The following is a 25,538-nucleotide window of genomic DNA, read 5'->3' as shown; positions in this document are numbered from 1 at the left end:
GCCGCCGGGCCGGCGGGCCTACGCTGACATGGTGGTCACACGCTGGGTGTCGCGGTTGTTCGACGACCGGTACGCGTGGCTGCGGCTGACCCTGCTGTTCCTGAGCGGCGTCGGTTACCTGCTGCTCCGCCCGGTTGCCACCGATCCCTACACGCCGGTCGACTGGGTGTTCGCGGCGGCCGCTCTCGCGTTGTGTCCGGTCGGCGTGCGGTGGCCGTTCCCGGGCATGCTCGGCGCGGCGCTGGTTTTCGCCCTCGCGGTTTGTTTCGGTCAGGCCGAGCCGATCGTGCCGCAGGTCGGTGCCACCTGGGCGGTCCTGGAGCTGACCCTGCGGGTGCCGACGCGGCAGGTGGCCGTCGGCACCGGGGCGCTGCTCGTCGGTTACCTTGCCGACTCGCTGGACGAGCTGCCGTGGGGTCTGCCGAAGTGGCTGTACGGCGTGGCGACCGTGGTGGGGGTGCCGCTGCTGTTGGGGCTGAACATCCGAGCCGGCCGCGAGCTGGCCCGGCAGGCCGAGCAGCGGGTGGCGGTCGAGGCGCGGGCCGCCCGGACCGATGAGCGCGCCGCCATCGCCCGCGAGCTGCACGATCTCGTGGCGCACCACGTCGCGTCGATGGTGCTGCGGGTCGGCGTGGCCCGGCACGTCCTGCGCGGCACCGACCCACGGGTCGGCGAGGTCTTCGACGACCTGCACGCCAGCGGCAGCACCGCGCTGACGGACCTGCGGCGGCTGGTGGCGGTGCTGCGGAACCCCGCCCTGTTGGCTGACGGTTCGGGGTACGTGCCGATCGAGCCGGGCGCCCTGCCCGAGGCGCTCGCGGAGACGGTGGACCGGGCCGTGAAGACCGGCCTGGCGGTGGAGGCGACGATCGACCCGGAGGTGGCGACGTTGGACACCGTACGTGGGTTGGCGGTTCTTCGTTTGACGCAGGAGGGACTGGCCAACGTGGCCAGGCACGCCGGGCCGGCGGCGCGGGCGCGGGTGTGCGTACGGATGCGCGACGGGGACGTGCACTGGGAGGTCAGCGACGACGGCGGCGAACGTGGCACGGACGTCGGCGCGCGCCGCGACGTCGACGGCGGAGCCCGGCGCGGCCCGCGGCGCCCGGAGATGCCCGAGGCCGGGCACGGGCTGACCGGGATGCGGGAGCGGGTCGAGCTGCTCGGCGGCAGCCTCGTCGCCGGGCCGGACGGTTCCGGGTGGCGGTTGCGTACCGTCCTGCCGGCCGGGGCCGGCCGATGATCCGGGTGCTGCTCGTCGACGACCAGCGGCTGGTCCGGGCGGGCCTGCGCATGCTCTGCGACTCGGCGCCGGACCTGACGGTTGTCGGGGAGGCGGAGAACGGGCAGCAGGCGATCCGGCTGGCCGAGCAGGTCAACCCAGACGTGGTGCTGATGGATCTGCGGATGCCCCTCGTGGACGGAACCACCGCGACGGCGCGGATCCTCGCGAACCGGCCCGCCGTGCGGGTGGTGGTGCTGACCACCTTCGACGACGACGATCACCTGTTCCCCGCCCTCGCCGCCGGCGCCTGCGGTTTCCTGGTCAAGGACGCCTCCCCGGACGAGCTGCTGGCCGCGATACGCCAGGCGGCGGCCGGCGACACACCGTTCAGCCCGGCGGTGCTGCGTCGCCTGGTCGACCAGGCGGTCCGGGCGCGGCTCGGTGCGGCGCCGGCCCCGTCGCTGCCGGCGACCCTGACGGTGCGGGAGCGGGACGTACTCGCCTGCGTCGGAGCGGGGCTCTCCAACCGGGAGATCGCCGATCGGCTGCACCTCGGGGTGACCACGGTGAAGACCCACGTGACGAGCCTGCTGGCCAAGACGGGTGCGGGGAACCGGATCCGGTTGGCGCTGCTGGCCGCGCAGTCCGGCCTGATCGTCGAGGGCTGAACCGCCGACCGGGTCGGTCGCGGCGTCACCGCAACCGGCAGCGCCCCGTCCGTCCCGTGGTGTCGGAATGCCCGCCGGCGAGCCGGTGCCGCGATCCGGCTGTCGTCCACCTTCGTGAGAGCGGCGTAACAGGTGATCATGCGGCGGTTACGGCCGTTCCGGACGTACCGTGAGATCGTGCCGAAAGACGTGATCACAACCGCCGACCTCGCCGAAGTCCGCCGCACCGCGCTCGGGGCGGCCGACCCGCTCGGAGTGGCCGCCGACCTGGCCGACGCGGTGGAGCAGGGCCGGCTGGCGGAACCCGACAGCGCCGGGGACGCGCTGACCCTCGCCGCCGAGATCGCCGAGATCCGGTCGCGGCTCGACGCCGCGCTGCGCTACGCCGACCGGGCTGTCGAGGCGTACCCGTCCGCGGACGACCCGCGTGCCGGAATCGCCCGGGCGGTGCGGGCGCGGATCCTGTTCCGCACCGGAGGCCGCGAGGACGAGGCGATGGCCGAACTCACGGCGCTGCGCCCGCTCCTCACCGAGCAGCCCGACGCCCCCGCGTACGTCAGCGCCGCGTTGGAGACCGGCGGCCGCGCGAAGACCTCCGAGGAGTGGCTGAGCGAAGCCCTCGACACCCTGCTCGGGCAGCGCGCCAAGGCCGCCGAGGCGATCACCGCCACCGAACCCGTGGTGGAGGTCGGCCCGCCCGAGGCCCCGGGCGTGACGTTCTTCCTGTTGCAGCAGCGCCACCGCGTACGCCGCAACCTGAACCTGCCGCACGACCGCAACGACGACCTCGCCGACCGGCTGGAGGCGCAGCTCGTCCGCCGCGCCCAGCAGACCGGGGAGACCGACCTGCTGTTCTTCCCGCGGGCCGAGTTTGATCGTCTGCTCACCGAGCAGCCCGCGCTCGCCGAGATGTACGGGGCGAACTGGGACGAGCACCGGGCCCGGCTGGAGAAGGCGCTGGTCCGGCAGGCCGATGCGGGCGGTCTCGGGCTGCACGTGCTGCGCGCGTCGGTGGCCGGGCTGACCGGCTACGCCGACCGGCAGGGCGGCGCACCGACGGAGCAGCGGATCCGGGCCGGGTACGCGGGTGAGCTGTCGACGCGGCCCGACGCGCGGATCGCCTGGCCGCCGGAGCGCAACGACGCCTGCTGGTGCGGCTCGGGCCTGAAATACAAGAAGTGCTGCCTGCCGCGCTCGCGCAGCTGACCGGGAGCTGTCGGGCTCAGCCGACCGCGAGCCGCCCGAGGTGATCGTTCACCTCGGGCGGCTCGGGCTGCCGGGCGACGCGCCGGCGGCCGGCTACGCCACCACGGCGTCGGGCGGTCCGAACGCCTGACGCGTTCAAGGCCGCCGCCCCCGGCACCGGTACGGGGCAGCTGACGGTCACCGTCTTTCGATCAGCTCCGCCAGGGCGGCATCGCCCTGTGCCATCACCGGGCCGCCAGGAGAGCGGACCCCGCCGACGACCATGATCCGGTGGCAGCCGTCGAGTTCGACGTACGTCTGCGGGTCCTCCCCGCTAGTGGGCCAGAGCAACGCGAAGCGGCGGGACTGCTCAGTGCACACCGCCACCGGCCCGGCCTGTCGCAGCGCCTGCCCGATCGCCGTTTGGCGCTCCGGCGGCAGCACCGTCCCGTGGACGAAGTTGCCGGTGCCCGGATCGTTCTTCGACAACTCGTAGACGCAGAGGCGGATCTGACGACCGGCGGGCAGGGGCTCCGGCAGGGCCCGGCGCGGCGCGTCGGGGTTCATCGTCGTCTCCACCGCGATCATGTCCTTCCAGCCCTGGCTGCAACCGGCCGCGGCAGCTTCGGCCGACACCAGTTCGGCAACCGTCCGCGTAGAGACGGTGGTCATCGGTAACGCGTCGAGGGCTTCCTTCACCTCGGACCGAAGCTTGCCGCAGCGGTCGAGCGGCATGCCGGGCCGAGTCCAGCGACCACCGGCGTCGATCAACGCGAGCCAGGGAGCGCCTGGCAGCTCCATGGTGCACGCCCCCGCGCCGAACGGCTCGTCCGGTAGGCGGAGGGATGCGACGAGGCCATCCACCTCGTCGGTACGACGCTCTGTCAGCACCCTGTCCTGACCGCCATCGGGACGTTGCTGCGTTTCCTGCCCGCAGATGACCACCGCGACCGGGCTGAAGCCGTCATCGAGCGGGGGCAGTCCGCCAGCGTCCTTGGCCGTGACCATGAAGCCGGCCGTCGTCATCTCCGGAGCCACCTCGGCACACGAGGTCCACCTCCCCTGCCCACCCGGATTACCGGCGGCGACACCGTCGGCCAAGTCTTTCTGAGTCGGGGCGCAGCCGGCCAGCGCCAACCCGACGAGCACTACCGCTACTCGACCGCCAACCGTACGCACAGACATTCGGCCTCCTCGTGATCGACCACTGAGACGGATACCGACCTCCTCCGGTTCCCGTGGCCGAACAGCGAACTCGAGACGGAACCACGCCGGCAAAGCCGCTTGCGGTCCCTGAAATCATTTTCGCGTGAACAAGATCCCCACCCTGTTCCTCCGCGATCCGGACGACCGCAAGCGCGTCCTGCCCGAGGCGAATCCCGTCTGCCAGTGGGTCCTGGACGGCGAGGGCAGACCGACACGCAAGTACGACGGCACGTGCGTGATGCTCGATGAGAACGGGGCCTGGTGGGCGCGCCGCGAGGTTCGGCCGGGCCGAACACGCCCGCCGGGCTACCGGCCGGTGATGACCGACGAGGTCACGGGCAAGACCGTGGGCTGGGAGCCGATCGGGCAGTCGTCGTACGCGAGGTACCACGCCGAGGCGCTCGCCGGCTTGGGCGAACGGCCGCGCTGCGGCACCTACGAGTTGATCGGCCCGAAAATCAACGGCAATCCCGAGGGCGTACCCGGGCACGAGCTCGTGGCGCACGACGAGGCGGAGAAGCTGGAGGTGCCGCGCGACCTGGACGGCCTACGCGGCTGGCTGCTGGCTCACCCGCAGTACGAGGGCATTGTCTGGCATCACCCGGATGGCCGCCGAGCCAAGTTGAAGCACCGCGACTTCGCCTGATGTGCGAGTGCGCGCGGGCCTGCGTCGTCCTGTCACGCCTTCGGTGCACTGCTGCGTCTCCCTTGCAGAGAAGCAGGCCGGACGTCCACGGCTGATGCCCTGAGCGTGTCAGCAGCCCGTCCCCGTCCGGGTGGGTGGGTGGGTGGAGTCTCCAGGACGCCACCCACCCGGACTCGTCAGCGAGGCATGGTGGCGTACTCAGCGACCAGGTACGACCGGTAGGTGATCACGGCGGGGATCGTTACGTTCAACATGCCCGCTGTCTCGGTCAGCACCGCCTCGTATCCGAGCAACGCGCCGGACCGTGGGTCGACGATCACGGTGTACTGGGCGGGTAGGCCATGGGCGTCGGAGGTGATTGAGAACGCCTCCCCGGACCGTCCGGCGCGGTCGGTGACAGTGCCGGTCACCGTGATATCGGGAAGGTCAGCGAGAAGCCTGAGTGCTGCGGCGCGTTGCGCCGGGTTTAGTAGGCGCACGCCGACGAGCTCGGCGATCGCCTCCAGGTACTGCACCGGGAACTCCGGCGCGGACGCGCCTGCGGTGAGCCACTCGCGGAGCGTGGTGGCTTCCGTGGGAACCGCGCCCCTCCAGCGGCTGTAGAACTCACCGGCCGCGTAGTTGCGTGTTTCCTCCGACGAGTCGGTCCGGCCGCCGCGCCTCTTCCACTCCCGGCGGTCCGCGTCGGAGCGGAACGTCGGGGGCAGTGCCTTCTTGAGCTTCCGGCCGGAGTCGTCGTCGGTCCGCCAGGAGCGCCACTGCTCCGGTACGACAGCGGACGTAGTCCGTCCGCCGGTGATCGAGGAGTTCAGGAACCAGTTCGCCGACTCCAGGTACTCGACCGTGCCGGCCGGCCGCTGCGGCGCCGGCTGCCCCGCTGCCACCTCCGCGAGGTGCCGCAGCCGGACGCTGGCCGGCTCCGCGCTCGCTGGCGGGCCGTAGGTGAGGATCGCTGGGGTGGCCGCGTACGCCGGCTGCGGCTCCCGGGCCGTCTCCAGCGCTATCCCACCGGCGGCCACCGCCAGGACCACTGCGCCGGCCGCCAGCACGAGACGACGTCGCGGCACGGCCCGTCTGGCCGGGCGGTCGGTGCGGTCGGAGGCGAGAATGCGCGCCAGGTCGCGAGCGCGACGCTCCTCGTCCTCGGGCCGGCTGTCCCGTGCGGGGTCCAAGCCGCCCAACAGTTGACGCACCTCGTCGACAGCGTTCATCTCATCCACCCCAATTCGACATCGAGGGCGCCGTCCGCGGCGTCCGCCCCACCTCGACGCCGGCTACAGTCAGCTGCGACCGAAGCCGACGGCGCGCGCGCATCAGCCGCATTGCGAACGTCGCCCGCGAGCACCCGAGAACGACCGCCGCTTCGGCAGCGGTCAAACGCTCCCAGGCAACGAGCCGAAGAACTTCCCGATCCGTGTCCGGGACCTGATCAAACGCCGCCGCGACGTCACGCTGGCTGATCACCTCGTCCGCGTGATCCGCTATCACCGACTGAGCCGGCTCCGCCGCAACGCGCAGCGTCAACTCCCGCCACCGTCGGCGGCCTCTGGCCTCGTTGGCCAGCACCAGCCGCGCCACCCCGTACAACCACGGCAGCGCCGGGTCCGCAGGAACCTCACGCAGGCGGCGCCACGCGACGAGGAAGACCTCGGCAACCACATCGCCGACGTCAGACTCGACCCGCCGAGCCACATACCGCCACACATCGCCGTGATGACGCTCGTACAACTCGGTGAAACGGTCTTCGCTGCCGTCCATGGCACCTCCTACTGTGCTTATGTCCGGCACCGGCCGCGACATCACCACCAGCAACGAAGAAATCGCCCAAAAGCGCCCGGTTCTGTTTCCAGCCGGGGGAGACTCTCGATCTGTGCCCGACGGGGCCCATCGCGCCGCTACCGCCGTGACCAACCGGAAAGCTGTCCGGCGCGCCGCCGTCACCGCGGCGGTAGGGTCGTGATCCGCGTGCGCCTGGGGTGCCCCTCCGGCTCCGCGCGTCCTCGCCCTCACCGCCGAGACCCGGACCACCACGCGGACACTCTCAGCCCCATGTGTCGGTGCTTCTCGGCGTCCCGTCCCTGCGGCCCGACCAGGTCGCCGGCGAGCGGTAGGGTCACGAGGGCCGGTGACCGCTGACCGGGCCACCCGGCGGGGCGGCCAGCGCGGGCCGGCTGATCAGGCTCGAAGGGAAGGCACCTCGACAATGGCGATTCCGCATCTGACCGCCGCCGACGGCACCGCGTTGCCGGCGATCGGGCTGGGCACGTACACGTTGACCGGCTCCGACGGGGTCGACGCGATCGGTCAGGCGATCCGAGCCGGCTACCGGCTGATCGACTCGGCGGTGAACTACGAGAACGAGGGCGCGGTGGGTCGGGCGGCCCGCGCAGCCGGCGTCCGCGACGAATTGGTGGTCACCTCGAAGCTGCCGGGGCGGCACCACCGGTACGCCGAGGCGCTGACCACGATCGAGGAGAGCGTCTACCGCACCGGCCTCGACCAGATCGACCTGTACCTGATCCACTGGCCCAACCCGAAGGTCGGCCTGTACGTGGAGGCGTGGCGGGCGTTGATCGAGGCGCGCGAGCGTGGCCTCGTCCGGCACATCGGCCTGTCGAACTTCCTGCCCGAGCACATCGACCGGCTGCTGTCCGAGACCGGCGTGGCCCCGGTCGTCAACCAGATCGAGATCCACCCGTACTTCCCACAGCAGGACGCCGTCGAATACCACCGCGCCCACGGGATCCTCGTGCAGGCGTGGAGTCCGCTCGGCCGGGGCAACGACCTGCAGAAGAACCCGACGATCGTGGAGATCGCGGCCGCCCACGGCGTCACCCCGGCGCAGACCATCCTCGCCTGGCACGTGGCCCGTCAGGTCATTCCGCTGCCCAAGGCCGCCTCGCCGCAGCGGCAGCAGGAGAACCTCGACATCTTCGGGATCAATCTCACCGACGCGGAGGTCGACGCCATCACCGCACTGGGCCGAGCCGACGGTCGCCTGAAGGATCAGGACCCGGCGGAGTACGAGGAGTTCTGAGTTCGCGGCGGGCGGCGGACGGTGCCGGGCGGGTGCGGGTGATCGTCGAGGCGCCGCCGCGGGTTGGGGATGCCGACGATCTCCTGCCCGCCGAGGCTGATCGAGCCGGTGATCCGGGTGCTGTTGGGTTCGTGCAGGCCCGGTCCCGCACCTGGGGGTACGGCGTCTCGGCGGAGCGGTCGTCGCCGCCTCGACGGCGGGTGCGGGCGACGGTCTGCGGCTTGCGTGCGGCCGGCCCGGAGGTGCGGCCGGGCTCGCGGTCCGGGGTTGCCAGCAGCTGCGGTTCGGCCATCCCAGCCTCACTCGCGGGTCGAGAATCGTGTAGAGGATGTCGACGAGCAGGTTCATCGCGGCCAGCACCACCGAGCCGATCAGCACGCCGGCCATGAGCACCGGCAGGTCGTACTGGGGCGACGAGCAGTGCCAGCACGAAGTAGGGCACCGCGTTGATGCCGAGCGAGGTGCCCACCATGGCCCGGTCCAGGTAGGCAGAAGCGGCCAGGCCGGCCCCCCGTACGGGAAGCCGGCCTGGCCGTCGCGGATCGATCAGACGAGGTCGAAGCGGTCCAGGTTCATGACCTTGACCCACGCCTTGACGAAGTCCTGCGCGAACTTCTCCCGCGCGTCGTCGCTGGCGTAGACCTCCGCGACCGCCCGCAGCTCCGAGTTGGAGCCGAACACGAGGTCGGCGCGGCTGCCGGTCCACTTGAGCTCGCCCGTGCCGTTGTCGCGACCCTCGAAGGTGTTCGCGTCCTCGGACGTCGCCTTCCACGTCGTGCCCAGGTCGAGCAGGTTGACGAAGAAGTCGTTGGTCAGCGCACCCGGCTTGTCGGTGAAGACACCCACCGGCGACTGCTGGTGGGTGGCGCCGAGGACGCGGAGACCACCGACGAGCACGGTCATCTCGGGCGCGCTCAGGGTCAGCAGGTTCGCCCTGTCGATCAGGAGGAACTCGGCCGGCAGGCGGTGACCCTTGCCCAGGTAGTTACGGAACCCGTCCGCGGTCGGCTCCATCGCCGCGAACGACTCGACGTCGGTCTGCTCCTGCGACGCGTCCGTACGGCCCGGAGTGAAGGGCACCTCGACGTCCACGCCCGCGGCACGGGCGGCCTGCTCGACGGCGACGCCACCGGCGAGGACGATCAGGTCGGCCAGCGAGACCTTCTTCCCACCGGTCTGGGCGGCGTTGAACGTCTCCTGGATGCCCTCCAGGGTGCGCAGCACCGTGGCCAGTTCGTCGGGGTTGTTGACCTCCCAGTTCCGCTGGGGCTCGAGCCGGATACGGGCGCCGTTGGCGCCGCCGCGCTTGTCGCCGCCACGGAACGTCGACGCGGACGCCCACGCGGTGGAGACGAGCTGGGACACGGTCAGGCCGGAGGCGAGGATCTGCGCCTTCAGGGCGGCGACGTCCTCGGCGTCGACGAGCTCGTGGTCCACCGCGGGGATCGGGTCCTGCCAGACCTGCGTCTCGGCGGGAACCTCCGGGCCGAGGTAGCGGGCGATCGGGCCCATGTCGCGGTGGGTCAGCTTGAACCACGCCCGGGCGAACGCCTCGGCGAACTCGTCCGGGTTCTCCATGAAGCGCCGCGAGATCTGCTCGTAGATCGGGTCGACGCGCAGCGCGATGTCACTCGTCAGCATGCCCGGGGCGTGCCGCTTCGACGGGTCGTGGGCGTCCGGGACGGTCCCGGCGCCGCCGTTGTGCTTCGGCTTCCACTGGTGCGCGCCGGCCGGGCTCTTGGTCAGCTCCCACTCGAAACCGAAGAGGTTCCAGAAGAAGTTGGTGGTCCACTTGGTCGGCGTCGAGGTCCAGGTGACCTCCAGGCCACTGGTGATGGTGTCCGCGCCCTTGCCGGTGCCGAAGCTGTTCTTCCAGCCCAGGCCCTGCTGCTCGATCGGAGCGCCCTCGGGCTCGGGACCGACGTGGTCGGTGGGACCCGCACCGTGGGTCTTGCCGAAGGTGTGGCCACCGGCGATGAGGGCGACGGTCTCCTCGTCGTTCATCCCCATCCGGGCGAACGTCTCGCGGATGTCCCGCGCCGAGGCCAGCGGGTCGGGGTTGCCGTTCGGGCCCTCCGGGTTGACGTAGATGAGGCCCATCTGGACCGCGGCGAGCGGCTGCTCGAGTTCCCGGTCACCGGTGTAGCGCTCGTCACCGAGCCAGGTGGTCTCGGGGCCCCAGTAGACATCGTCGTCGGGCTCCCAGACGTCCACCCGGCCACCGGCGTAGCCGAAGGTCTTGAAGCCCATCGACTCGAGGGCGACGTTGCCGGCGAGGATCATGAGGTCGGCCCAGGAGAGGCTCTTGCCGTACTTCTTCTTGACCGGCCAGAGCAGGCGGCGGGCCTTGTCGAGGTTGCCGTTGTCCGGCCAGCTGTTCAGCGGCGCGAAACGCTGCTGGCCGGCTCCGGCGCCACCGCGACCGTCGCTGACGCGGTAGGTGCCGGAGCTGTGCCACGCCATCCGGACGATGAACGGGCCGTAGTGGCCGAAGTCGCCCGGCCACCAGTCCTGCGAGGTGGTCAGCACCTCCGCGATGTCCTGCTTGACGGCGGCCAGGTCGAGGGACTTGAACGCCTCGGCGTAGTTGAACTCCTCACCGAGCGGGTTCGCCACAGCGGGGTTCTTGGCGAGGATCTTCAGGTTGAGCCGGTTCGGCCACCAGCCGCGGTTGCCGCCGCCCTGAGTCGGGTGCGGCGCACGTCCGTGCGGGACCGGGCAGCGAGACTCGCTTCCCGCTTCCGCGTCGTGGACGACGGCGTCGTGGTTCTCGGACATCGGGTTCCTTCCGTGCTTCTCTATCAGGGGGATCAGGAGTTGGCTGTGGCGGAACAGTCGGGGCACAGGCCCCAGTAGACGACCTCGGCCTCGTCGATCGAGAAGCCGTGGGCGTCGGAGGCGGTCAGACAGGGCGCCTCGCCGACCGCGCAGTCGACGTCCGCGATCAGACCGCAGTTCCGGCACACGACGTGGTGATGGTTGTCCCCGACCCGGGACTCGTAGCGAGCCACCGAGCCGGCCGGCTGGATCCGCCGCACCAGACCCGCGGCCGTCAGCGCGTGCAACGAGTCGTACACGGTCTGGTGGGACACCTCGGGAAGGTCGCCACGGACGACACCGATGATCGAGTCGGTGTCGGCGTGCGGGTGTGCGTACACCGCGGTCAGCACCGCCACGCGCGGACGGGTCACGCGTAACGCGGCCCCGCGCAGCAGTTGCTGGAAGTCCGGAGTCGTGGACACGAGACGCAGTCTTGTTCGTTTTTTGGAATCAGTCAAGATTATGGGCTGGACGTCACCCCGGCCCGACCGAGGCCAGGTGCCACGCGTCGACCCCGGAGGTGACCCGGATCACCACGTCGTCGACGCCGTTGCGGTGGCCGATGCCCATTCGGTGTACACAACCCGCCACCACTCCCCCCGTCCGCGCACGACACCGGCACCGCGGGTGGATCTTTCGCAAGGCGGACACCCACCCTAGGGTGGGGGCCGGCGGAGGGATCACGCATGGACGCGGCGCAAGCGATTTCCCTGGTGGCGAGTTGGATCAGGTCACACGGCCTGGACTACCCCACCGAGGAGTTGACGGCTGATCGCTTCGAGGGGGGTTGGAGCGTCTACGCGCCGGTGATCGTCGACGAGAGCGACCCCATGGCCTTCCTCGACATGCCGGTGGGACGCTCGGTGTTCCTGGTGGGATTCTCCGGGCGCATCGAGGAGGTCTCCTCCTCGATGCCCCCGCAACAGGCCCACGACCGCTTCACCGTGCGGGAGATGGCCTCCGCCGGGTCGGACGAGTCACAGTTCATGGCCGAGTTCGAGCGGGCCTTCCACCAGGCCGCGGCGGGAGACCAACCGGCCGTCAGCAGCTTCACCGTCGTCGACACCCCGCCCGACGACGCCCGAACCGCCGCGGAGGCGTCTCAGCTGCTCGAACCGATCGTGCAACGGCTGGCCCGGCTCGGGCCGCCCGGCTGGCAGCGGTTCGCGGCCGAGTTCGCGTTCACCGTCTCCGCCGAGATCGCCCAGCTCGTGTTCTGGTCCAGCGACAGGCCGGTACCGGTGCCGGTGCCGTTGTGGGCCGGCGAGATGGTCCGTCACCAACGAGACGTCGCCGCGCGGATGCCGGCCGGGCCCTGGTGGCGACTGCTGCTGACCGTCACCGATCGCGGCGAGATGACCGTCGACTACGACTACGGCGACGAACCCTTTCCCGACGGCCAACTGATGCCGGCCGAGCACTACCGCAACGACCTGGCGGCCTATCCCCGCCCGCGCGTACCGGTATGGCTCGCCGGCTACGTCGCCGGACCCACCGCGCAGGGCCGCGATCCCGGCCGCGCGGCCGCCGCGGCAGCGGCCGACGCCACCGCCGGTCGCAGGGGCACCGCCGTGGACGACGTCCCTCCCCTGCCGGATGTCTGGGCACGCTGGGCGGCGCTGTCAGCGGCGTACGTCGGCGTCGGGTCGGAATGGGGGCCGCGCATCTTCCCCGGGCACGGCTGGTACGAGAGCGACCGCCGCAGCGGATCGGTCCTCTTCCTGCTCCCGGGCGAACGCGCGGTCCTCTCCGGCGGAAAGTGGAACTCGCCGCTGCTCGAAGCCGCCTACCACGGCGGCCAGCCCCTGCCCGACCTGTATGCGGGAGCACCCGCCTGGGTCACCGACAGCGTCCTCAACACCCGCAACCGCAACGGCCTGTTGACGTTCTGCCTCTGGTGGGACGGCGGCCGGTGGTACCGGGGCGACACCGACACGTCCGATGAACTCGACGTCCCCCTCCCCCGCATCTGGACCCCGGACGAGACCGTGCGAGCGATGACCAGCCAGACCGGTCCCGGCACCGCCGCCGCGTGCGAGGGCTTGCTGACCGCGCTCAGCGCCCACCGGGCCACCACCCGCGAGGTGGCCGCCCTCTTCACCCGCGTGCCCGGCGCCGGCATCGACGCCGCCGTCAACCAACTCAGCCTCGCCGGCCTACTGGCCGCCTGAGCGCGGGCCCGGGCCACCCAGGCCGGTGCCGCGGGGGCTGGACCGCGCGGCGATCCGGAACTCGATCGCCGCGACCCGGACGCACCGCCATCGGCAAGCGGCCTCCGGGACGGAAGAACCTTCCGCCCCGGAGGCCGCTCAGGCCGACGACGACCCGCGCCGGGACGTGCTCGCAGGCTCGGGCCGCTTCGGAAGCGTGCTCGGTCAGAGGCTGAGCCGCTGACCCGGGAAGATGAGGCCCGGGTCGTCGCCGACCACGCGCTTGTTGCGCTCGTACAGGGCAGGCCAGCCGCCGGTCACGTGGTGTGTCCCAGCGATCTCCGACAGTGTGTCACCCGGCTTCACGACGTAGCTGCCGCCGGTCGAGGTCGAGGTCGAGGTGCTGTGCCGCTGGGTGTGGGTGGTCGGCTTCGTCCCGCTGCCCGAGGGGCGCTTCGATCCGCCGGTCGACTTCGACTCGCCCGTGGACTTCGACGACGTCGAGCCACCCTGCTTGCCGCAGGTCGGCCACGCGCCGATGCCCTGACCGTCGAGCACCTTCTCGGCGATCGCGATCTGCTCGTCACGGGTGGCGAGGTCGGCACGGGCGGCGTACTTCGTGCCGCCGTACCCCTCCCAGGTGCTCTGGGAGAACTGGAGCCCGCCGAAGTAGCCGTTGCCCGTGTTGATGTGCCAGTTGCCGCTGGACTCGCACTGGGCGACGGCGTCCCAGTTGACCGCCGCCTGGGCGGGGGCGGCGCCGAAGAGCGCGACGGCGCCGGTGACCGCGCTGGCGGCCAGGGCGCCGACGGCGACGCGACGAGCGGTAACGGCACGGTGACGGGCGTGGTACGCAGATGTCATGGATTTCCTCCACGCCGACGAGGTGAGCTGTCGGGTTCGGACTGAGGTGCCCGGCCGCGGAATGGGCGGCTTCACCCCGAGGCGCCCGTGGGGCAGGAAGCCGGTGGGCGCCGGGAAACGGTGGGTCCCCCGCTCCTGCCATGGGTGACGTTCCGACGACCGGCGGCAGGATTTGGCGTTACCGGTCGCGGTGTTCGCGTCGGCGAACTCGACCGACGCTAGGCAGGATTCGCGGCCATTGCCCACTTCATGTGAAGTTGTTCACCGGGCCACGCGTGGCAGCCGGGGTTCGAATTGCGCGTCCGCGCGAATCGTGCAGCGGTGGCACGTGGCCCGGATTGCCCAATCTGGACGATGGCGGGTGGCGCGAGGTCACGGACCGTCGAACCAACCGTTACCGGATTCCGGGCCTCGCCGCGCATTCCTGGAACGTCGAGCCCGGCGGAATCTGTCATACATGCGCATGCTCTGATGTGATCATGATCAGTCCAACTCCTCTGATGAGTCTCGTCGCCGGCGCGTGGGGCTTCAAGACCCTCGCCGTCGGCGTCGAACTCGGCCTGTTCACCCGGCTCGCCGGTGGGCGCACCATCACCGTCGACCAGGCGGCCGCCGAGTTCGGCCTGGCCGAGCGCCCGGCGGACATGCTGCTGGCGGCGAGCGCCTCCCTCGGCCTGCTCGAACGCGCGGGCGACGGCTACCGCAACTCCGAACTCGCCGAGCAGTTCCTGGTCGAGGGCCGCCCGTACTACTTCGGCGGGCAGATCCGCTACTCGGACCTGCGCACGTACCTGCCGTGGCATCGCATCGCCGACGCGTTGCGCACCGACCGGCCGCTGACCTGGGATCCGCAGAGCCAGCAATCGATGTTCGACACCAGCGACCCGGAGATGATCAGCCAGTTCTGGGACGCGATGTACTCCACGTCCAGCTTCACCGCCCGGGCGTTGGCCGGCGCGTACGGCTTCGATTCGCATCGATCGCTGCTCGACGTCGGTGGCGGGGCGGCGGCGTTCCCGATCGAGTTGTGTCGGCACCTGCCGGACCTGCGGGCGACCGTGCTCGACCTGCCGCACGTCCTCGTACGGGCCGAGCAGCGGATCGCGGCGGCCGACCTGAGCGGTCGGATCAGCACCGTCGCCGGCGACTTCCTCGCCGACCCCGCGCTGCCGGGCGGACACGACGTCATCCTGCTGAGCATGATCCTGCACGACTGGGACGAGCCCACGAACCGGGCACTGCTCGCGAAGTGCCATGCCGCGCTGCCGCCCGGCGGAGCGGTCGTCATCTGCGAGCTCCTGCTGAACGACGAGCGCACCGGGCCGCCGGAGGCGGCGCTGATGGGTATGAACATGGTGGTCGAGACGGAGGGCGGCCGGAACTACTCCGGAGCCGAGTACGTCGCGTGGCTCGCCGGCACCGGTTTCGTCGACATCCGTACGGTGGCGTTCGACGCCCCGGGCGCCAACGGGGCGGTGGTGGCCCGCCGACCCTGACCGCGACCGCTCGCGCCGTCGACGCAGGTCAGCAAACCGATGACCGTACGGCGTCATGACACTGCGGACAGTGATCTCGGACGGCTATTGGGGCGCATGTGCCGTGATGACTGCGACACGTCGACGCGCAGGGCTGGGTGGACCGGGCCGCGTCGGCAACAATCCCGGACGGAGACCTCGGCAGCTCAGGCCGCCCAGCCGTCGAGGTTTACCGGGGGGAGGCAGCGGTCAAGGTAGGGCGGCACACGAATCCCAGGGGGGATAGCCATGTCCGAAACACATCGCAGCGATGCCGTCACAGATCGCCCTGACGAGGTGACCGACCCGCTGCTGTGGAAGCTCGCCCTCGAGGTCGCCGACGCGCACGAGCCCGACGGCCAGGGCGGCTGCCAGAACCTGCTGTGCGCCGGTGAGCCTTGGCCGTGCACCGCGTGGAACAACGCCCAGCGGGCGCTCCGCGCGGCGCAGCGCGACGTCGCCGACGAAGCCCCGACCCCCGTCGCGCCCAGCTGGTCCGCCGCTCCGATGGTGCCGGCGACCCGTCGCTCGGCAGCGTGACGCAGCACGACACGGCCCGGTAGCACTGGCCCGGGACCACCGGTAGCACTGGCCTCGGGACAACGGGACCTGTCATCTGCCGTGACCGGCACGGGCCGGCGCGCGGCCCGCTGCGGGCCCGGCTGTGGGTGGCCCGGTGACGCTGGAGCTGAGCGGCGCCGGCCACCACAGTCCTCCGGTCGGCCGCCGGAACCGCAGGTGGGAGCCGAACGCCTGCGGGACGCGGGCGCCGCCTGCGGCGGCCTGCGGGTGCCGCGTCCGATTATGAGGTGCGGATCGTCCGGCGCGCCCTCTACCGTGCGGCCGTGACCATCGACATCGCGAGCCTCGCCGCGCGCCCGGATCTCGCTTCCCTGCTCGACGAGGACTTCGACGGGGGTTGGCCGCCGTTCATGCTCTGGGATCCGATGGGTTCGGTGTACTACAGCGTCGCGCACGACCTGTATCCGGAGTTCGTGTTCGCCGCCGTCGATTCGGCTGAGCCGGGACGCGCGGTCGCCCGGGCGTACGCGGTGCCGCTGCGCTGGACCGAGCCGGAGCTGCCCGACGGCGGCTGGGACCGGGTGATCCAGCGGGCCACCATCGACCGGCTCAGCGGCGCCGAGACCAACATCGTCTCCGCGTTGGAGATCTGCATCCGGCCCGACCGGCGCGGCACCGGGCTGTCCGCGCTGATGCTGGACGCCATGCGCCGGGCCACCGCGAAGCAGGGTTACGACACCCTGGTCGCGCCGGTGCGCCCGAACGGCAAGCACACCCGGCCGGACCTGCCGATGACCGAGTACGCGGCGCAGGTCCGCGCGGACGGTCTACCGGCCGACCCGTGGCTGCGGGTGCACGTACGGGCGGGTGGACGTATCGAACGGGTGGCCCCCCGGTCGATGACGATCGCCGGCACCCTGGCCGACTGGCGGCGCTGGACCGGCCTGCCCTTCGACGTCAGCGGGCCGGTGCGCGTGCCGGACGCGCTGGTGCCGGTGCACTGCGACGTGACGCACGATCAAGCGGTCTACGTCGAGCCGAACGTCTGGGTGCGACACCGGCTCTCACCGGCCGCCGACTGACGTTCGACGTGCCTCCCGGGCACCGTTGGTGGATCTTCACAGATCCGGGCGAGGATCGCAGGGCACCGAATCCGGCCGGACGATCCCGCCTCGCACCGGATGCTGGAGAAGATCGGGATGCGAGCGGAGGGCAGGTTCCACGACCACCTGTTTGTCCGGGGCGTCTGGTGGGATTCACCGTGTTACGCGATCATGGCTACTGACCAGCCGAAGGGAACCAAATGATCTTCATTACCGCAAAGTTCCGGGTGTTGCCGGAGCATGCCGACCGGTGGCCCGAGATCGTCGACGACTTCACCCGCGCGACCCGCGCCGAGGCGGGTTGCCTGTGGTTCGAGTGGTCCCGCAGCCTCGACGACCCGACGGAGTACGTCCTGGTCGAGGCGTTCCGGGACGCGGACGCCGGCGGAGCGCACGTACAGTCGGCGCACTTCCAGGCCGCACAGCGGACCCTGCCGCCGCACCTCGCCGAGACGCCGAAGATCGTCAACGTGACGGTCCCGCAGGACGACTGGTCCGAGCTCGGCGAGATGGCCGTACCGGAGCGCCCCTGACCCCGCCGAGCACGGCAGGCCTGAGCCCGACGCGGCGCCGGATCGGCAGGACACGACCGAGGTCGTGTCCTGCCGATCACGCCGGACCGGCTGGCGGTCCCGCGCCCCCGTGTCGGTGTGCCGTCAGCCGGCCGCGCCGTAGACGCCCAGTTCGTAGATCGAGTAGCCCCACGTCGTCTTACGGTCGACGCCCTGCATCCGCACGAAACGGACCGGGGTCGCGTCGTTGAGCCGCACGACGTCGAGGGCGCAGCTGGAGTCGGTCACGTCCTGCACGGTCTGCCAGTCGGCCCCGTCGGTCGAGGTCTGGATCCGGTACGCCGTGGCGCAGGCGGACTCCCAGTTGACCGTCACGGCGCTGACCACCGCCGGTTCGGCCAGCTCGACCTGGACCCACTCGGTGTCGGAATACCCGGACGCCCACCGGGTGCCGTTGTCGCCGTCGTTGACGAAGCGTGCCGCGAGCCGGTCGAGGTCCTGCTCGACGCTCGAGGCGGTGGCCGTGCCGGCGACGGCGAGGTTCTCCACGTCGCCGAGTTCCCACAGGTCGAGGGCGAACTGGGCACGCATCAGGAAGGTGTCGAGCACGCCGTCGGCGATGCGTACCGGCGCCCGGCCCCACGTGTTGTCGGGCGGATCGACCACCACCGCCCGCGCCCGGTCCTGCAGCTCCTGCGACTGTACGGCCAGCGCGTCCGAGCCCGGCTCGTCACCGTCGAGCCTGGCCCGCAGCGCGTCCAGCATCCGCTGAGCCGACTCTCCCCACAGTTCGGTCGCGTCGAGCCACGGCCGGGCGTCGGCGACGAAGTCGGAATCGACTGCACCGGCGCGGATGACGGCGGGCGCGGTGGTGATCTGGTCGACGTGGCCGCGCAGGCCGCTGAGCGCGGCGCTACGGTCACCGGCCTGCCAGGCCGTCCAGAACGCCTGGATCGCCGCATCCAGCACCGGCGCCTGAGGCTGCCACGGAGCGCCGAAGCTCGGCGCCAGGTGGTTGAGGTCGCCGAAGACGAGCAGGGCCTGGGTGGCGGCGGGGTCGCCGCCGCTGAGGTGACGCATCGCCTCCCGCCAGTTCCGTGCCGGGTCGTAGTCGCGGTCGTTCCAGGTGAAATCGGCGAAGCCGAAGATGGCGATCTTGCTCGCCGCGGCCTGGTTCATCGGATTCGACACGATGCCGGCCAGGTGCTCGGACAGCCCCGCTTCGCGTTTGTCGTACGGCGCCAGCAGCAGCCGGCCGCTGGTGTTGCCGTAGTCGTTGACCGGGTAGTTGTCCCACACGAACACCTTGCGGCCGAACAGCTGCGAGACCTGCTCGGCCTCGCTGATGGTGATGCTGGGCGGTACGACGGCGGTGCCGGTCCACATCACGACGACCTCGGGATCGAGGTAGGTACGCCAGGACTGCTTGTACGCCGTCTCGGTCAGGTCACCGTACTGCGTCGGGACCGTCTGCAGCGCCTGCGTGCCCTCGTGGGTGCCGACGAACGCCTCCTGCACATGGCTCAGCAACTCGGCCTGGGCCCGGCCGACGCTGCCCTGGTTGGCGGCGCCGTAGCGGGCGCTGTCCTCCGGGCAGTTGAAGCGTAGGGAGATGTCGTCCAGCGGGATGGAGTAGGCGCGTACTCCGATGTCGTACATCGACTGGAACTTGGCGAGCAGGGCGGCACGGTCGGCCGCACCGCTGTAACAGATCGTGTTGCCGGGCGACAGCGCGAACGTGAAGCGGACGTGGTGCGCGGCCGCCTGGTCGACCAGCTCGCCCAGCTCGGCCAGCTTCGCGGCCGGGTACGCCTCGCGCCACCGCTCCCGGTGGTACGGGTCGTCCTTCGGCGCGTAGATGTAGGTGTTCGCCTTGACCGCCCCGTAGAACGCGAGCTGGTTCAGCCGCTCCTGGTGGCTCCAGGGCTGGCCGTAGAAGCCCTCGATCGTGCCCCGCAGTGGCATGGCCGGGTAGTCCCGCACCGTTGCGCCGGCGATCCGCCAGTCGCCGTCGTCGGTGGGCACGAAGAGCTGCCGCAGAGTCTGTACGGCGTAGTACTGCCCGGCGGCGTCCGCGCCGCCGAGCGCGACCCGGCCCAGCGGCGCACCGGACCGGCTGACGTTCACTGCGTACCCCTCAGCGTGCTCGGGTACGGCGGTCTGCAGCGCGTCCGCGACGTCCGCGCGGTCGGCCGGGCCGAGCCGGATCGACAGCGGCGCTCGGCCGGATGGTCTGCTCACCAGGTCGACCCGGTCGGCGCCGTGGCCGCGGAGCAGGTCGACGAGGAGCTGCCGGGCGGCGGCGTCGGTATCCGAACCGACGACGAGTTCGACCCGTCCGGGGACGACGACGTCCGAGCCGGATCGGCTGATCTGCTGCGGCACGGGGGTGATCTGGGGTAGGGGGCCGGCCGGCGGCGCGCCGGTGACCGGTGCCGGCACGGCGAGCAGCGCGGCGGTGAGCGCGGCGGCGGCGACGCCGGCCAGCCGACGCGACAGGCGCGGGTGCGTCCTCACGGTCACCTCCGGGTCTCGGTACAGAGTGGAGCGGGACGGGCACGGTGATCATCAATGTCCATACCGGCAACCTACCGCTCGCCAGAGCGGGGCGGCACAACCCCGTGGGCGGGATTTGCCCCGAAAGCCGTCGCTGCCAGGGCTGCGGGATGGACAATGGGCCGGGACTGAGGTGCGTGCGACGGGGGTCCAGGGTGCTCGGAACCGGTCTCCTGGCCTGGGTGCATCACCGTGACCCCGGGTACGTCGTCCTACGACGTGCCGCCCGGCTGACCCTCGTCGCGTCCGCCGGCTTCTACGGCGGCCGCTACGGCGCGGGTGACCCGACCCTGGCCACGTACGCGCTCTTCGGCGCGGTCTCCATGGGTGCCTTTACCCAACTGCCGGGCCCGCCTGGCGAGCGCTCCCGGGTCCTGCTCCTGGCACTACCGGCGGCCTGGGTGCTGATCTCAGTGGGCACCATGCTGGCGGGGAACGTCTGGGCGGCGTCGGGTGGGATGCTGGTCATCGGATTCACCGTGGCGTTCGCCGGCACCGGTGGGCCGCGCCTGGCCGGCCTGGTCGGCGCGTTGCAGCTGTTCTACATACTCGCGTCCTTCCCCCCGTACGAGCCGGCCACCCTGCCGCAGCGGCTGATCGGTGTGACGCTCGCGGTGGTGCTGCTCGCCATCGCCGAGGTGCTGCTCTGGCCGGACCCGGCGCCCGTCTCGTACCGTCAGCGCGTCGTCCGTGCCGCGGACCGCGTAGCGGCGTTGCTGGGCGGCACCGCGCAGCTGCTCTCCGGCACCGGACGCGATCCCCACGAGCGGACGGTGTGGCAGGAACGGGCCGCCGAGTCGGTGGCCGCGCTCAGACTGGCGGATTTTCCGGCGACCGAGCGACCGACCGGCGCCGCCCTACGCGACCGCGGGCTGCGGGGGTGCGAGGCGGCCCTCCGGGGAACGCTCGTCAAGGTGCGGCGGATCCTCGCGGCGGTCCCGGCGCAGCCGCCGCCCGTTCTGCCGGCGGCGCGGCTGCTCCGGACGTGTGCCGACACGACTCGGGCCGTCGTGCTGACCCTGCGGCGCGAGGAGCCGCCGGTGTCCCTCGACCGCCTGACCGCCGCGATCGGCGAGTCCGAGCGGGCGTTCCCCGCGACCTCGGCGGACCTGCGGCGGCTGTGCCTGGACGCCGGGGCGCTGAGCCTCGCCGACCAGGTGAGCATCCTGGCCGTCTCCGGTCGGGCCGCCGCCGGGTTCCCGGGTTCCGACGAGGATCCCGCGGTGGCCGCCTACCAGGGCGTGATCGGCAGTGCCCGGCACCGCGGGTGGCGGCTGTACTGGCAGCAGTTCCGGGCACACCTGACGTTTCGCTCCGCCCTGCTCCAGACGGCGCTGCGGCTCGCCGTAGCGCTGGCCTTCGCCCGGGTGATCGCCGGTGTGTTGCCCCTGCAGCACGGCTTCTGGGTGCTGTTGGCGACGCTCACCGTACTGCGCACCTCGGCCGTGGACACACGCACGGCGCTGCGGCCGGCCGTGCTGGGCACCATCGCCGGCGCGCTCATCAGCGCCGTGCTCATGATCTTCGTCAACCTCTCGATCGTCTACGTCGTCGCGCTGCCGGTCACCATGGTGCTGGCGTTCACCGTCGGCCGGCTGCTCGGCCCGTCCTGGGCGCAGGCGCTGTTCACCCTGCTGCTCACGTTCGTCTTCGCTCAGCTCGCGCCCGCCGGCCCCCAGCTTGCCGAGGCGCGCCTCGTGAACGTCCTGGTCGGTGCGGCGGTCGGAATCCTCGCCGGCGTGCTCGTGTGGCCGCGTGGCGCCCGCCACGACCTGCGGAAGAACACCGCCGGCTACCTGCGGGCGATCGGACCCCTGGTCGAGCAGGCCGTCGAGGCGACGCTCGGCGGTCCGCGGCCGGATGGCGTACTCGTCCTGGCCACCCGGGCGGCGTCGCTCGCCGACGCCTCGTACGCCCAGTACCACTCCGAACGCCACGATCCGCGCTCCGGTGGGGTGGACTGGCAGGCGGTCCTGGCCGTCGGGCACCACGCGCTGCACGGCATCCCGGCGGCACTGCACCGTAATCCACCCGGCTGCCTGGCCGACTGGCCGGAAGCGGCCGCGCATCTGCGCGGCAGCGCGGTCCGGGTGCGCTCGGCGTACGACGAGATCGCCGACCAGATCGCCCACGGCGACGCACCGCGCTCCGCGCTCATCTCGACCAGCTGTGTGGACGAGCTGGACCACATCCGTCCGTTGCTCGACGAACGCGGCGCCAGCCAACAGATCCGGCACCTCGTCGAGCTGAACTTCCTGCTCGCCAACCTCGTCGATCACATCACGCAGGTCAGTTCGTCCGACCGTCCTGTGCCGGGACGGGGTTCGTCATCGGAGGTGGCGCGTTGATGATCCGCGCGAACAGCTCCGCCGCGCTGTCGAGGGTCTCCCGGTCGCCGGTGATGAGCAGGTCGAGCAGGAGGCCGCCGGTCGCGGCGAGCCCGAGCCGGGCTCGCCGGCGCGCCTCCGCGTCGTCGAACCCGAGCCGGACGAACAGTTCCTCGACCGGCCCGGTCCAGCAGTTCCTCGACCGGCCCGGTCCAGGCGGCGACGACCGAGGCGCGGAACTGCTCGGTCCAGGACCGTCGTGGAGCGCGTGCACGTAGCTCTCGAAGAAGATCCGTCACCTGGCTCTACTCGAAGCGGGAAGTGTCTCCTGCTCCACGGCGCAGGATCTCCGGCTCGTCCTCGGACAGATCGATCACGGTGGTCGGTTCCTTGCCGCACTCGCCGGCGTCGAGCACCGCGTCGACGAGATGGTCGAGCCGCTCCTTGATCTCCCACCCCTGGGTCATCGACTCGTCGTCGCCGGGCAGGATCAACGTGCTCGACACCAGCGGCTCGCCGAGTTCGGCCAGGAGCGCCTGAGTGACCGTGTGGTCCGGTACGCGCACCCCGACGGTGCGCTTGCGGGGATGCAGCATCCGGCGCGGCACCTCCCGGGTGGCCGGCAGGATGAACGTGTAGCTGCCGGGGGTCGACGCCTTCACGAGGCGGAAGACCGAGTTGCTGACCTTGACGAACTGACCGAGCTGCGCGAAGTCCCGGCACACCAGGGTGAAGTGGTGTCGCTCGTCGAGCTGCCGGATCTGGCGGATCCGGTCGAGACCGTCCTGGTTGCCGAGCTGGCAACCGAGGGCGTAACACGAGTCGGTGGGGTACGCGATGAGGCCACCGCCACGGACCAGGTCGACGATCTGGCCGATGGCCCGGGGCTGCGGGTTGTCCGGGTGCACGTCGTAGTACCTCGCCATGCGTCGAGACTAGTGCTCCGCGGTAGCCCGCAGCCCACGCGCCGTCGTCAGGCCACGGTGACCTCGCGGGACGCGTACCGGTTCCGGGCCGAGCTGAGCCCGCAGGCGATCGTGGGCACGCCGAGGGCGATCAGCACCGCCAGGGGAAGCCCCCAGCCGCTGGTGGAGTCGTGCAGGGCTCCGAGGGCGAAGGGGCCGACGGCCGCGAGGACGTACCCGGAGCACTGCGCCATGCTCGAGAGCTGGGCGGCGTGCCGGGCGTCCGGCGCGCGCAACACGATGAACATCACCGACAGGCTCAGGCCCGCGCCCTGCCCCACGCCCATCAGCGCCATCCACAGGTAGGTGTCCGCATCCGGCATCACCAGGAGGCCGGCGAACGCGATCATGGTCAGCACGGCGCTCAGCAGCACCAGGACGCCGGGATGGAGCCAGCGGTTGGCGACCATCGGGGTGACCAGCGCTCCGACGATCGCGGTCAGGCTGGAGAAGGAGAGCATCCAGCCGGCCGCGCCGGAGGACATTCCGGTGCCGGTGAGGATGGTCGGCAGCCACGCCGCCGCGGAGTAGAAGACCAGCGCCTGCGCCGCGAAGTAGAACGCCACGAACCACGCCACCGGATGGGTCCAGAGTCCCCGCACCAGCTCGTCGTTGACGTCACCACCACGCGACCGGGACGTACCCGGGCTCTCCTTCGCCGCCCGGTGGCGCAGCTGCGGCAGCCACACGAGCAGGGCCAACACGGCGAGGAGCCCCCACACGGCCAGCGTCGGCCGCCAGCCGAGGTGCAGGGTGTTCCGGATCGGCAGGGTAAGACCCGCGGCGAGTGCCGCGCCGATGAACAGCGACATGCTGTAGACGCCCGACATGAGCGCGACCCGCGAGCGGAACTCCTGCTTGATCACACCGGGTAGCAGCACGTTGGCCACCGCGATCGCCGCGCCCACGAGGAGGGTGCCTACCAGCAGCATGCTCGTGGGGTGCAGCAACCGCAGCACCGTGCCGACGGCCAGCAACGCCATCATCAGCAGGAGTACGGGGTTCACCCCGAACCGACGCCCGAGGCGCGGCGCGAGCGGGGCCAGCAGGCCGAAACAGAGCAGGGGAAGGGTGGTGAGCAGGCCGGCCATCCCGGTCGACATGCCGGTGTCGGCACGCATGGTGTCCAGCAACGGCGCAACTGCCACCACCCCGGGGCGGAGGTTCACCGCCAGCAGTACCAGACCGACCGTGAGCAGGGCCGTCGATCGTCGGCGGGCCGCCCGGCGGTGACCGGGATCGAGGTCGGCCGGTGGCGCCCCCTGAACGACGGGTGCACCGCGGCGGGCGGTCACTGGTGGATCGATGGACATTCGGGTTCTCCTCAAGCTATGGCCGCCGGCCGTACGCCGACACATTGAATCGATGTATGTAGATATGCTCGGGCGGACGGATCCCGTTTCCGCGGCATTTCTTGTGACAGGGCCGCCCGGATTCCGGGCACGACGAAGCGCGGCGCGTCCAGGAGCGCAGCGGGATACGCGAGGAGCGCGGAGACGAACGGGCACCTCCGCGGAGGTTGCCGGGCGCGAGGGCGCGCCTGACCGAGGGGATCGTTCAACCGGGAACAGCGGCCGCCCGGGTCACCCCGCCGAGGCCCTGGCCGGGTCGCCTCACCGCCCCTTCGGCGATCGGCTCACCCGGCGCCGGGTGCGGCGGCCTTGAGCAACCCCAGGGCACCCCGGACGGCACGTTCGTACGGCACGACCGACTGCTCCGCGCGCGCCAGGGCGTACCCGCCCTGAACCACCGCCGCCAGCGTGGCGGCCGTCTCCTCGGCATCCAGTGCCGGACCGAATTCACCGGCCGCCTTGCCCTCCTCGATCACCTCGACGAGAAACCGGTGCAGGAGCGCGAAGGTCTCCCGGACCGGCTCGCGGAGCTGATCGTTGACGACCACCTCCGGATCGGCGACCAGCCGGCCCACCCGGCACCCGCGGAGCGCGTCGCGCTCCCTCAACAGGTACGCGGCGATCCGGTCGAACGCCGTCCCGTCGCCGGTCAGGACGGACCTCAGCTCCTCCTGCATCAACGCGGCGCTGTGTTGCTCCGCGGCCAGAACAAGATCCGGCTTGCCCTGGAAGTGGTGGTACATGCTGCCCTGTCCGACTCCGGACCGGCGCAGGATGGCCGCCGGACTGATTCCCACGTACCCGCGCTCCCAGAGCAGCTCTGAGGTTCCCTCGATCAGACGCTCACGCGCGTCGTCCTGTTGTCTGGCCACCTCACGACCATACA

General features: G+C 71.3%; 22 protein-coding genes and 1 riboswitch. Of the genes, 11 read left to right on the top strand and 11 right to left on the bottom strand.

What is annotated here, in order from left to right:
* Positions 1 to 31: 31 nt before the first annotated feature.
* From ABZS42_RS18120 to ABZS42_RS18110, 3 genes are all read left to right on the top strand, one after another.
* Entirely contained in the window at positions 32 to 1,243 is a 1,212-nt protein-coding gene (locus ABZS42_RS18120; protein WP_355146607.1) for a histidine kinase, read from the top strand.
* Positions 1,240 to 1,893 (top strand): response regulator transcription factor, encoded by a 654-nt coding sequence (locus ABZS42_RS18115; RefSeq protein WP_355146605.1) that lies wholly within the window; start codon positions 1,240 to 1,242, stop codon positions 1,891 to 1,893. Before ABZS42_RS18120 ends, ABZS42_RS18115 begins: the two co-directional genes overlap by 4 nt.
* A 177-nt stretch (positions 1,894 to 2,070) precedes the next feature.
* On the top strand, positions 2,071 to 3,099 hold the full coding sequence (locus ABZS42_RS18110) for an SEC-C metal-binding domain-containing protein (RefSeq protein WP_355146603.1): 1,029 nt from the start codon (positions 2,071 to 2,073) through the stop codon (positions 3,097 to 3,099).
* A 177-nt stretch (positions 3,100 to 3,276) separates the two neighbouring features.
* Here ABZS42_RS18110 and ABZS42_RS18105 read toward each other — a convergent pair whose 3' ends face one another.
* Positions 3,277 to 4,215: a hypothetical protein gene (locus tag ABZS42_RS18105; protein WP_355146601.1), complete on the bottom strand. Its 939-nt coding sequence runs from the start codon at positions 4,213 to 4,215 to the stop codon at positions 3,277 to 3,279.
* A gap of 172 nt (positions 4,216 to 4,387) precedes the next feature.
* Here ABZS42_RS18105 and ABZS42_RS18100 point away from each other — a divergent pair, with 172 nt between their 5' ends.
* Positions 4,388 to 4,930, top strand: coding sequence for a hypothetical protein (locus ABZS42_RS18100; RefSeq protein WP_355146599.1), 543 nt, complete (start codon positions 4,388 to 4,390; stop codon positions 4,928 to 4,930).
* A gap of 176 nt (positions 4,931 to 5,106) precedes the next feature.
* Here ABZS42_RS18100 and ABZS42_RS18095 read toward each other — a convergent pair whose 3' ends face one another.
* Both ABZS42_RS18095 and ABZS42_RS18090 read right to left on the bottom strand, forming a co-directional pair.
* Positions 5,107 to 6,141: a CU044_5270 family protein gene (locus ABZS42_RS18095; protein ID WP_355146597.1), complete on the bottom strand. Its 1,035-nt coding sequence runs from the start codon at positions 6,139 to 6,141 to the stop codon at positions 5,107 to 5,109.
* Position 6,142: 1 nt separating this feature from the next.
* A complete protein-coding gene (locus ABZS42_RS18090; protein ID WP_355146595.1) occupies positions 6,143 to 6,688 on the bottom strand; it encodes a sigma-70 family RNA polymerase sigma factor in 546 nt (181 codons plus the stop codon).
* 445 nt (positions 6,689 to 7,133) lie between these two features.
* On the opposite strand from ABZS42_RS18090, the gene ABZS42_RS18085 reads away from it, so the two are divergent.
* Complete coding sequence (locus ABZS42_RS18085; protein WP_355146593.1) at positions 7,134 to 7,967, top strand: aldo/keto reductase; 834 nt, start codon at positions 7,134 to 7,136, stop codon at positions 7,965 to 7,967.
* A 546-nt stretch (positions 7,968 to 8,513) separates the two neighbouring features.
* Here the strand turns inward: ABZS42_RS18085 and katG are convergent.
* Both katG and ABZS42_RS18075 read right to left on the bottom strand, forming a co-directional pair.
* A complete protein-coding gene (katG, locus tag ABZS42_RS18080) occupies positions 8,514 to 10,745 on the bottom strand; it encodes a catalase/peroxidase HPI (protein WP_355146591.1) in 2,232 nt (743 codons plus the stop codon).
* A 32-nt stretch (positions 10,746 to 10,777) separates the two neighbouring features.
* The gene (locus ABZS42_RS18075) at positions 10,778 to 11,209 is read right to left on the bottom strand and encodes a Fur family transcriptional regulator (RefSeq protein ID WP_355146589.1); all 432 of its coding nucleotides are present in this window, start codon (positions 11,207 to 11,209) and stop codon (positions 10,778 to 10,780) included.
* Positions 11,210 to 11,473: 264 nt separating this feature from the next.
* On the opposite strand from ABZS42_RS18075, the gene ABZS42_RS18070 reads away from it, so the two are divergent.
* On the top strand, positions 11,474 to 12,958 hold the full coding sequence (locus ABZS42_RS18070; RefSeq protein WP_355146587.1) for a hypothetical protein: 1,485 nt from the start codon (positions 11,474 to 11,476) through the stop codon (positions 12,956 to 12,958).
* A gap of 204 nt (positions 12,959 to 13,162) precedes the next feature.
* On the opposite strand, the gene ABZS42_RS18065 is transcribed toward ABZS42_RS18070, so the two are convergent.
* Complete coding sequence (locus ABZS42_RS18065; protein WP_355146585.1) at positions 13,163 to 13,801, bottom strand: transglycosylase family protein; 639 nt, start codon at positions 13,799 to 13,801, stop codon at positions 13,163 to 13,165.
* A riboswitch (cyclic di-AMP (ydaO/yuaA leader) is annotated at positions 13,799 to 13,989 on the bottom strand. (Overlaps the previous gene by 3 nt.)
* 291 nt (positions 13,990 to 14,280) lie before the next feature.
* Here ABZS42_RS18065 and ABZS42_RS18060 point away from each other — a divergent pair.
* From ABZS42_RS18060 to ABZS42_RS18045, 4 genes are all read left to right on the top strand, one after another.
* The gene (locus ABZS42_RS18060) at positions 14,281 to 15,297 is read left to right on the top strand and encodes a methyltransferase (protein ID WP_355146583.1); all 1,017 of its coding nucleotides are present in this window, start codon (positions 14,281 to 14,283) and stop codon (positions 15,295 to 15,297) included.
* Between the two features lie 267 nt (positions 15,298 to 15,564).
* Entirely contained in the window at positions 15,565 to 15,855 is a 291-nt protein-coding gene (locus ABZS42_RS18055) for a hypothetical protein (RefSeq protein WP_355146581.1), read from the top strand.
* Positions 15,856 to 16,160: 305 nt separating this feature from the next.
* Positions 16,161 to 16,919 carry an N-acetyltransferase gene (locus ABZS42_RS18050; RefSeq protein WP_355146579.1) on the top strand — a complete coding sequence of 253 codons (759 nt, stop codon included), beginning with the start codon at positions 16,161 to 16,163 and terminating at the stop codon, positions 16,917 to 16,919.
* 221 nt (positions 16,920 to 17,140) lie between these two features.
* Positions 17,141 to 17,473, top strand: coding sequence for a putative quinol monooxygenase (locus ABZS42_RS18045; protein ID WP_355146577.1), 333 nt, complete (start codon positions 17,141 to 17,143; stop codon positions 17,471 to 17,473).
* A gap of 123 nt (positions 17,474 to 17,596) precedes the next feature.
* Here the strand turns inward: ABZS42_RS18045 and ABZS42_RS18040 are convergent, their stop codons facing one another.
* Complete coding sequence (locus ABZS42_RS18040) at positions 17,597 to 19,969, bottom strand: beta-N-acetylglucosaminidase domain-containing protein (RefSeq protein ID WP_355146575.1); 2,373 nt, start codon at positions 19,967 to 19,969, stop codon at positions 17,597 to 17,599.
* Positions 19,970 to 20,190: 221 nt separating this feature from the next.
* Here ABZS42_RS18040 and ABZS42_RS18035 point away from each other — a divergent pair, with 221 nt between their 5' ends.
* Entirely contained in the window at positions 20,191 to 22,356 is a 2,166-nt protein-coding gene (locus ABZS42_RS18035; protein WP_355146574.1) for an FUSC family protein, read from the top strand.
* Here ABZS42_RS18035 and ABZS42_RS18030 read toward each other — a convergent pair.
* The 4 genes from ABZS42_RS18030 to ABZS42_RS18015 form a co-directional block, all read right to left on the bottom strand.
* Positions 22,298 to 22,609, bottom strand: a complete 312-nt coding sequence (locus ABZS42_RS18030; RefSeq protein WP_355146572.1) for a hypothetical protein — start codon at positions 22,607 to 22,609, stop codon at positions 22,298 to 22,300. The two genes, ABZS42_RS18035 and ABZS42_RS18030, sit on opposite strands and share 59 nt — an antisense overlap.
* Before the next feature lie 31 nt (positions 22,610 to 22,640).
* Positions 22,641 to 23,261, bottom strand: coding sequence for an L-threonylcarbamoyladenylate synthase (locus ABZS42_RS18025; protein ID WP_355146570.1), 621 nt, complete (start codon positions 23,259 to 23,261; stop codon positions 22,641 to 22,643).
* A 47-nt stretch (positions 23,262 to 23,308) separates the two neighbouring features.
* The gene (locus tag ABZS42_RS18020) at positions 23,309 to 24,613 is read right to left on the bottom strand and encodes an MFS transporter (RefSeq protein ID WP_355146568.1); all 1,305 of its coding nucleotides are present in this window, start codon (positions 24,611 to 24,613) and stop codon (positions 23,309 to 23,311) included.
* Positions 24,614 to 24,936: 323 nt separating this feature from the next.
* A complete protein-coding gene (locus ABZS42_RS18015; protein ID WP_355146567.1) occupies positions 24,937 to 25,524 on the bottom strand; it encodes a TetR/AcrR family transcriptional regulator in 588 nt (195 codons plus the stop codon).
* Positions 25,525 to 25,538 lie beyond the last annotated feature (14 nt).

This window comes from Micromonospora sp. NPDC005367 (assembly GCF_040606825.1).
Classification (GTDB): Bacteria; Actinomycetota; Actinomycetes; order Mycobacteriales; family Micromonosporaceae; genus Micromonospora.
Note: the sequence above shows the minus strand (reverse complement) of the source record. Positions and strands in the feature narration are given on the sequence as shown.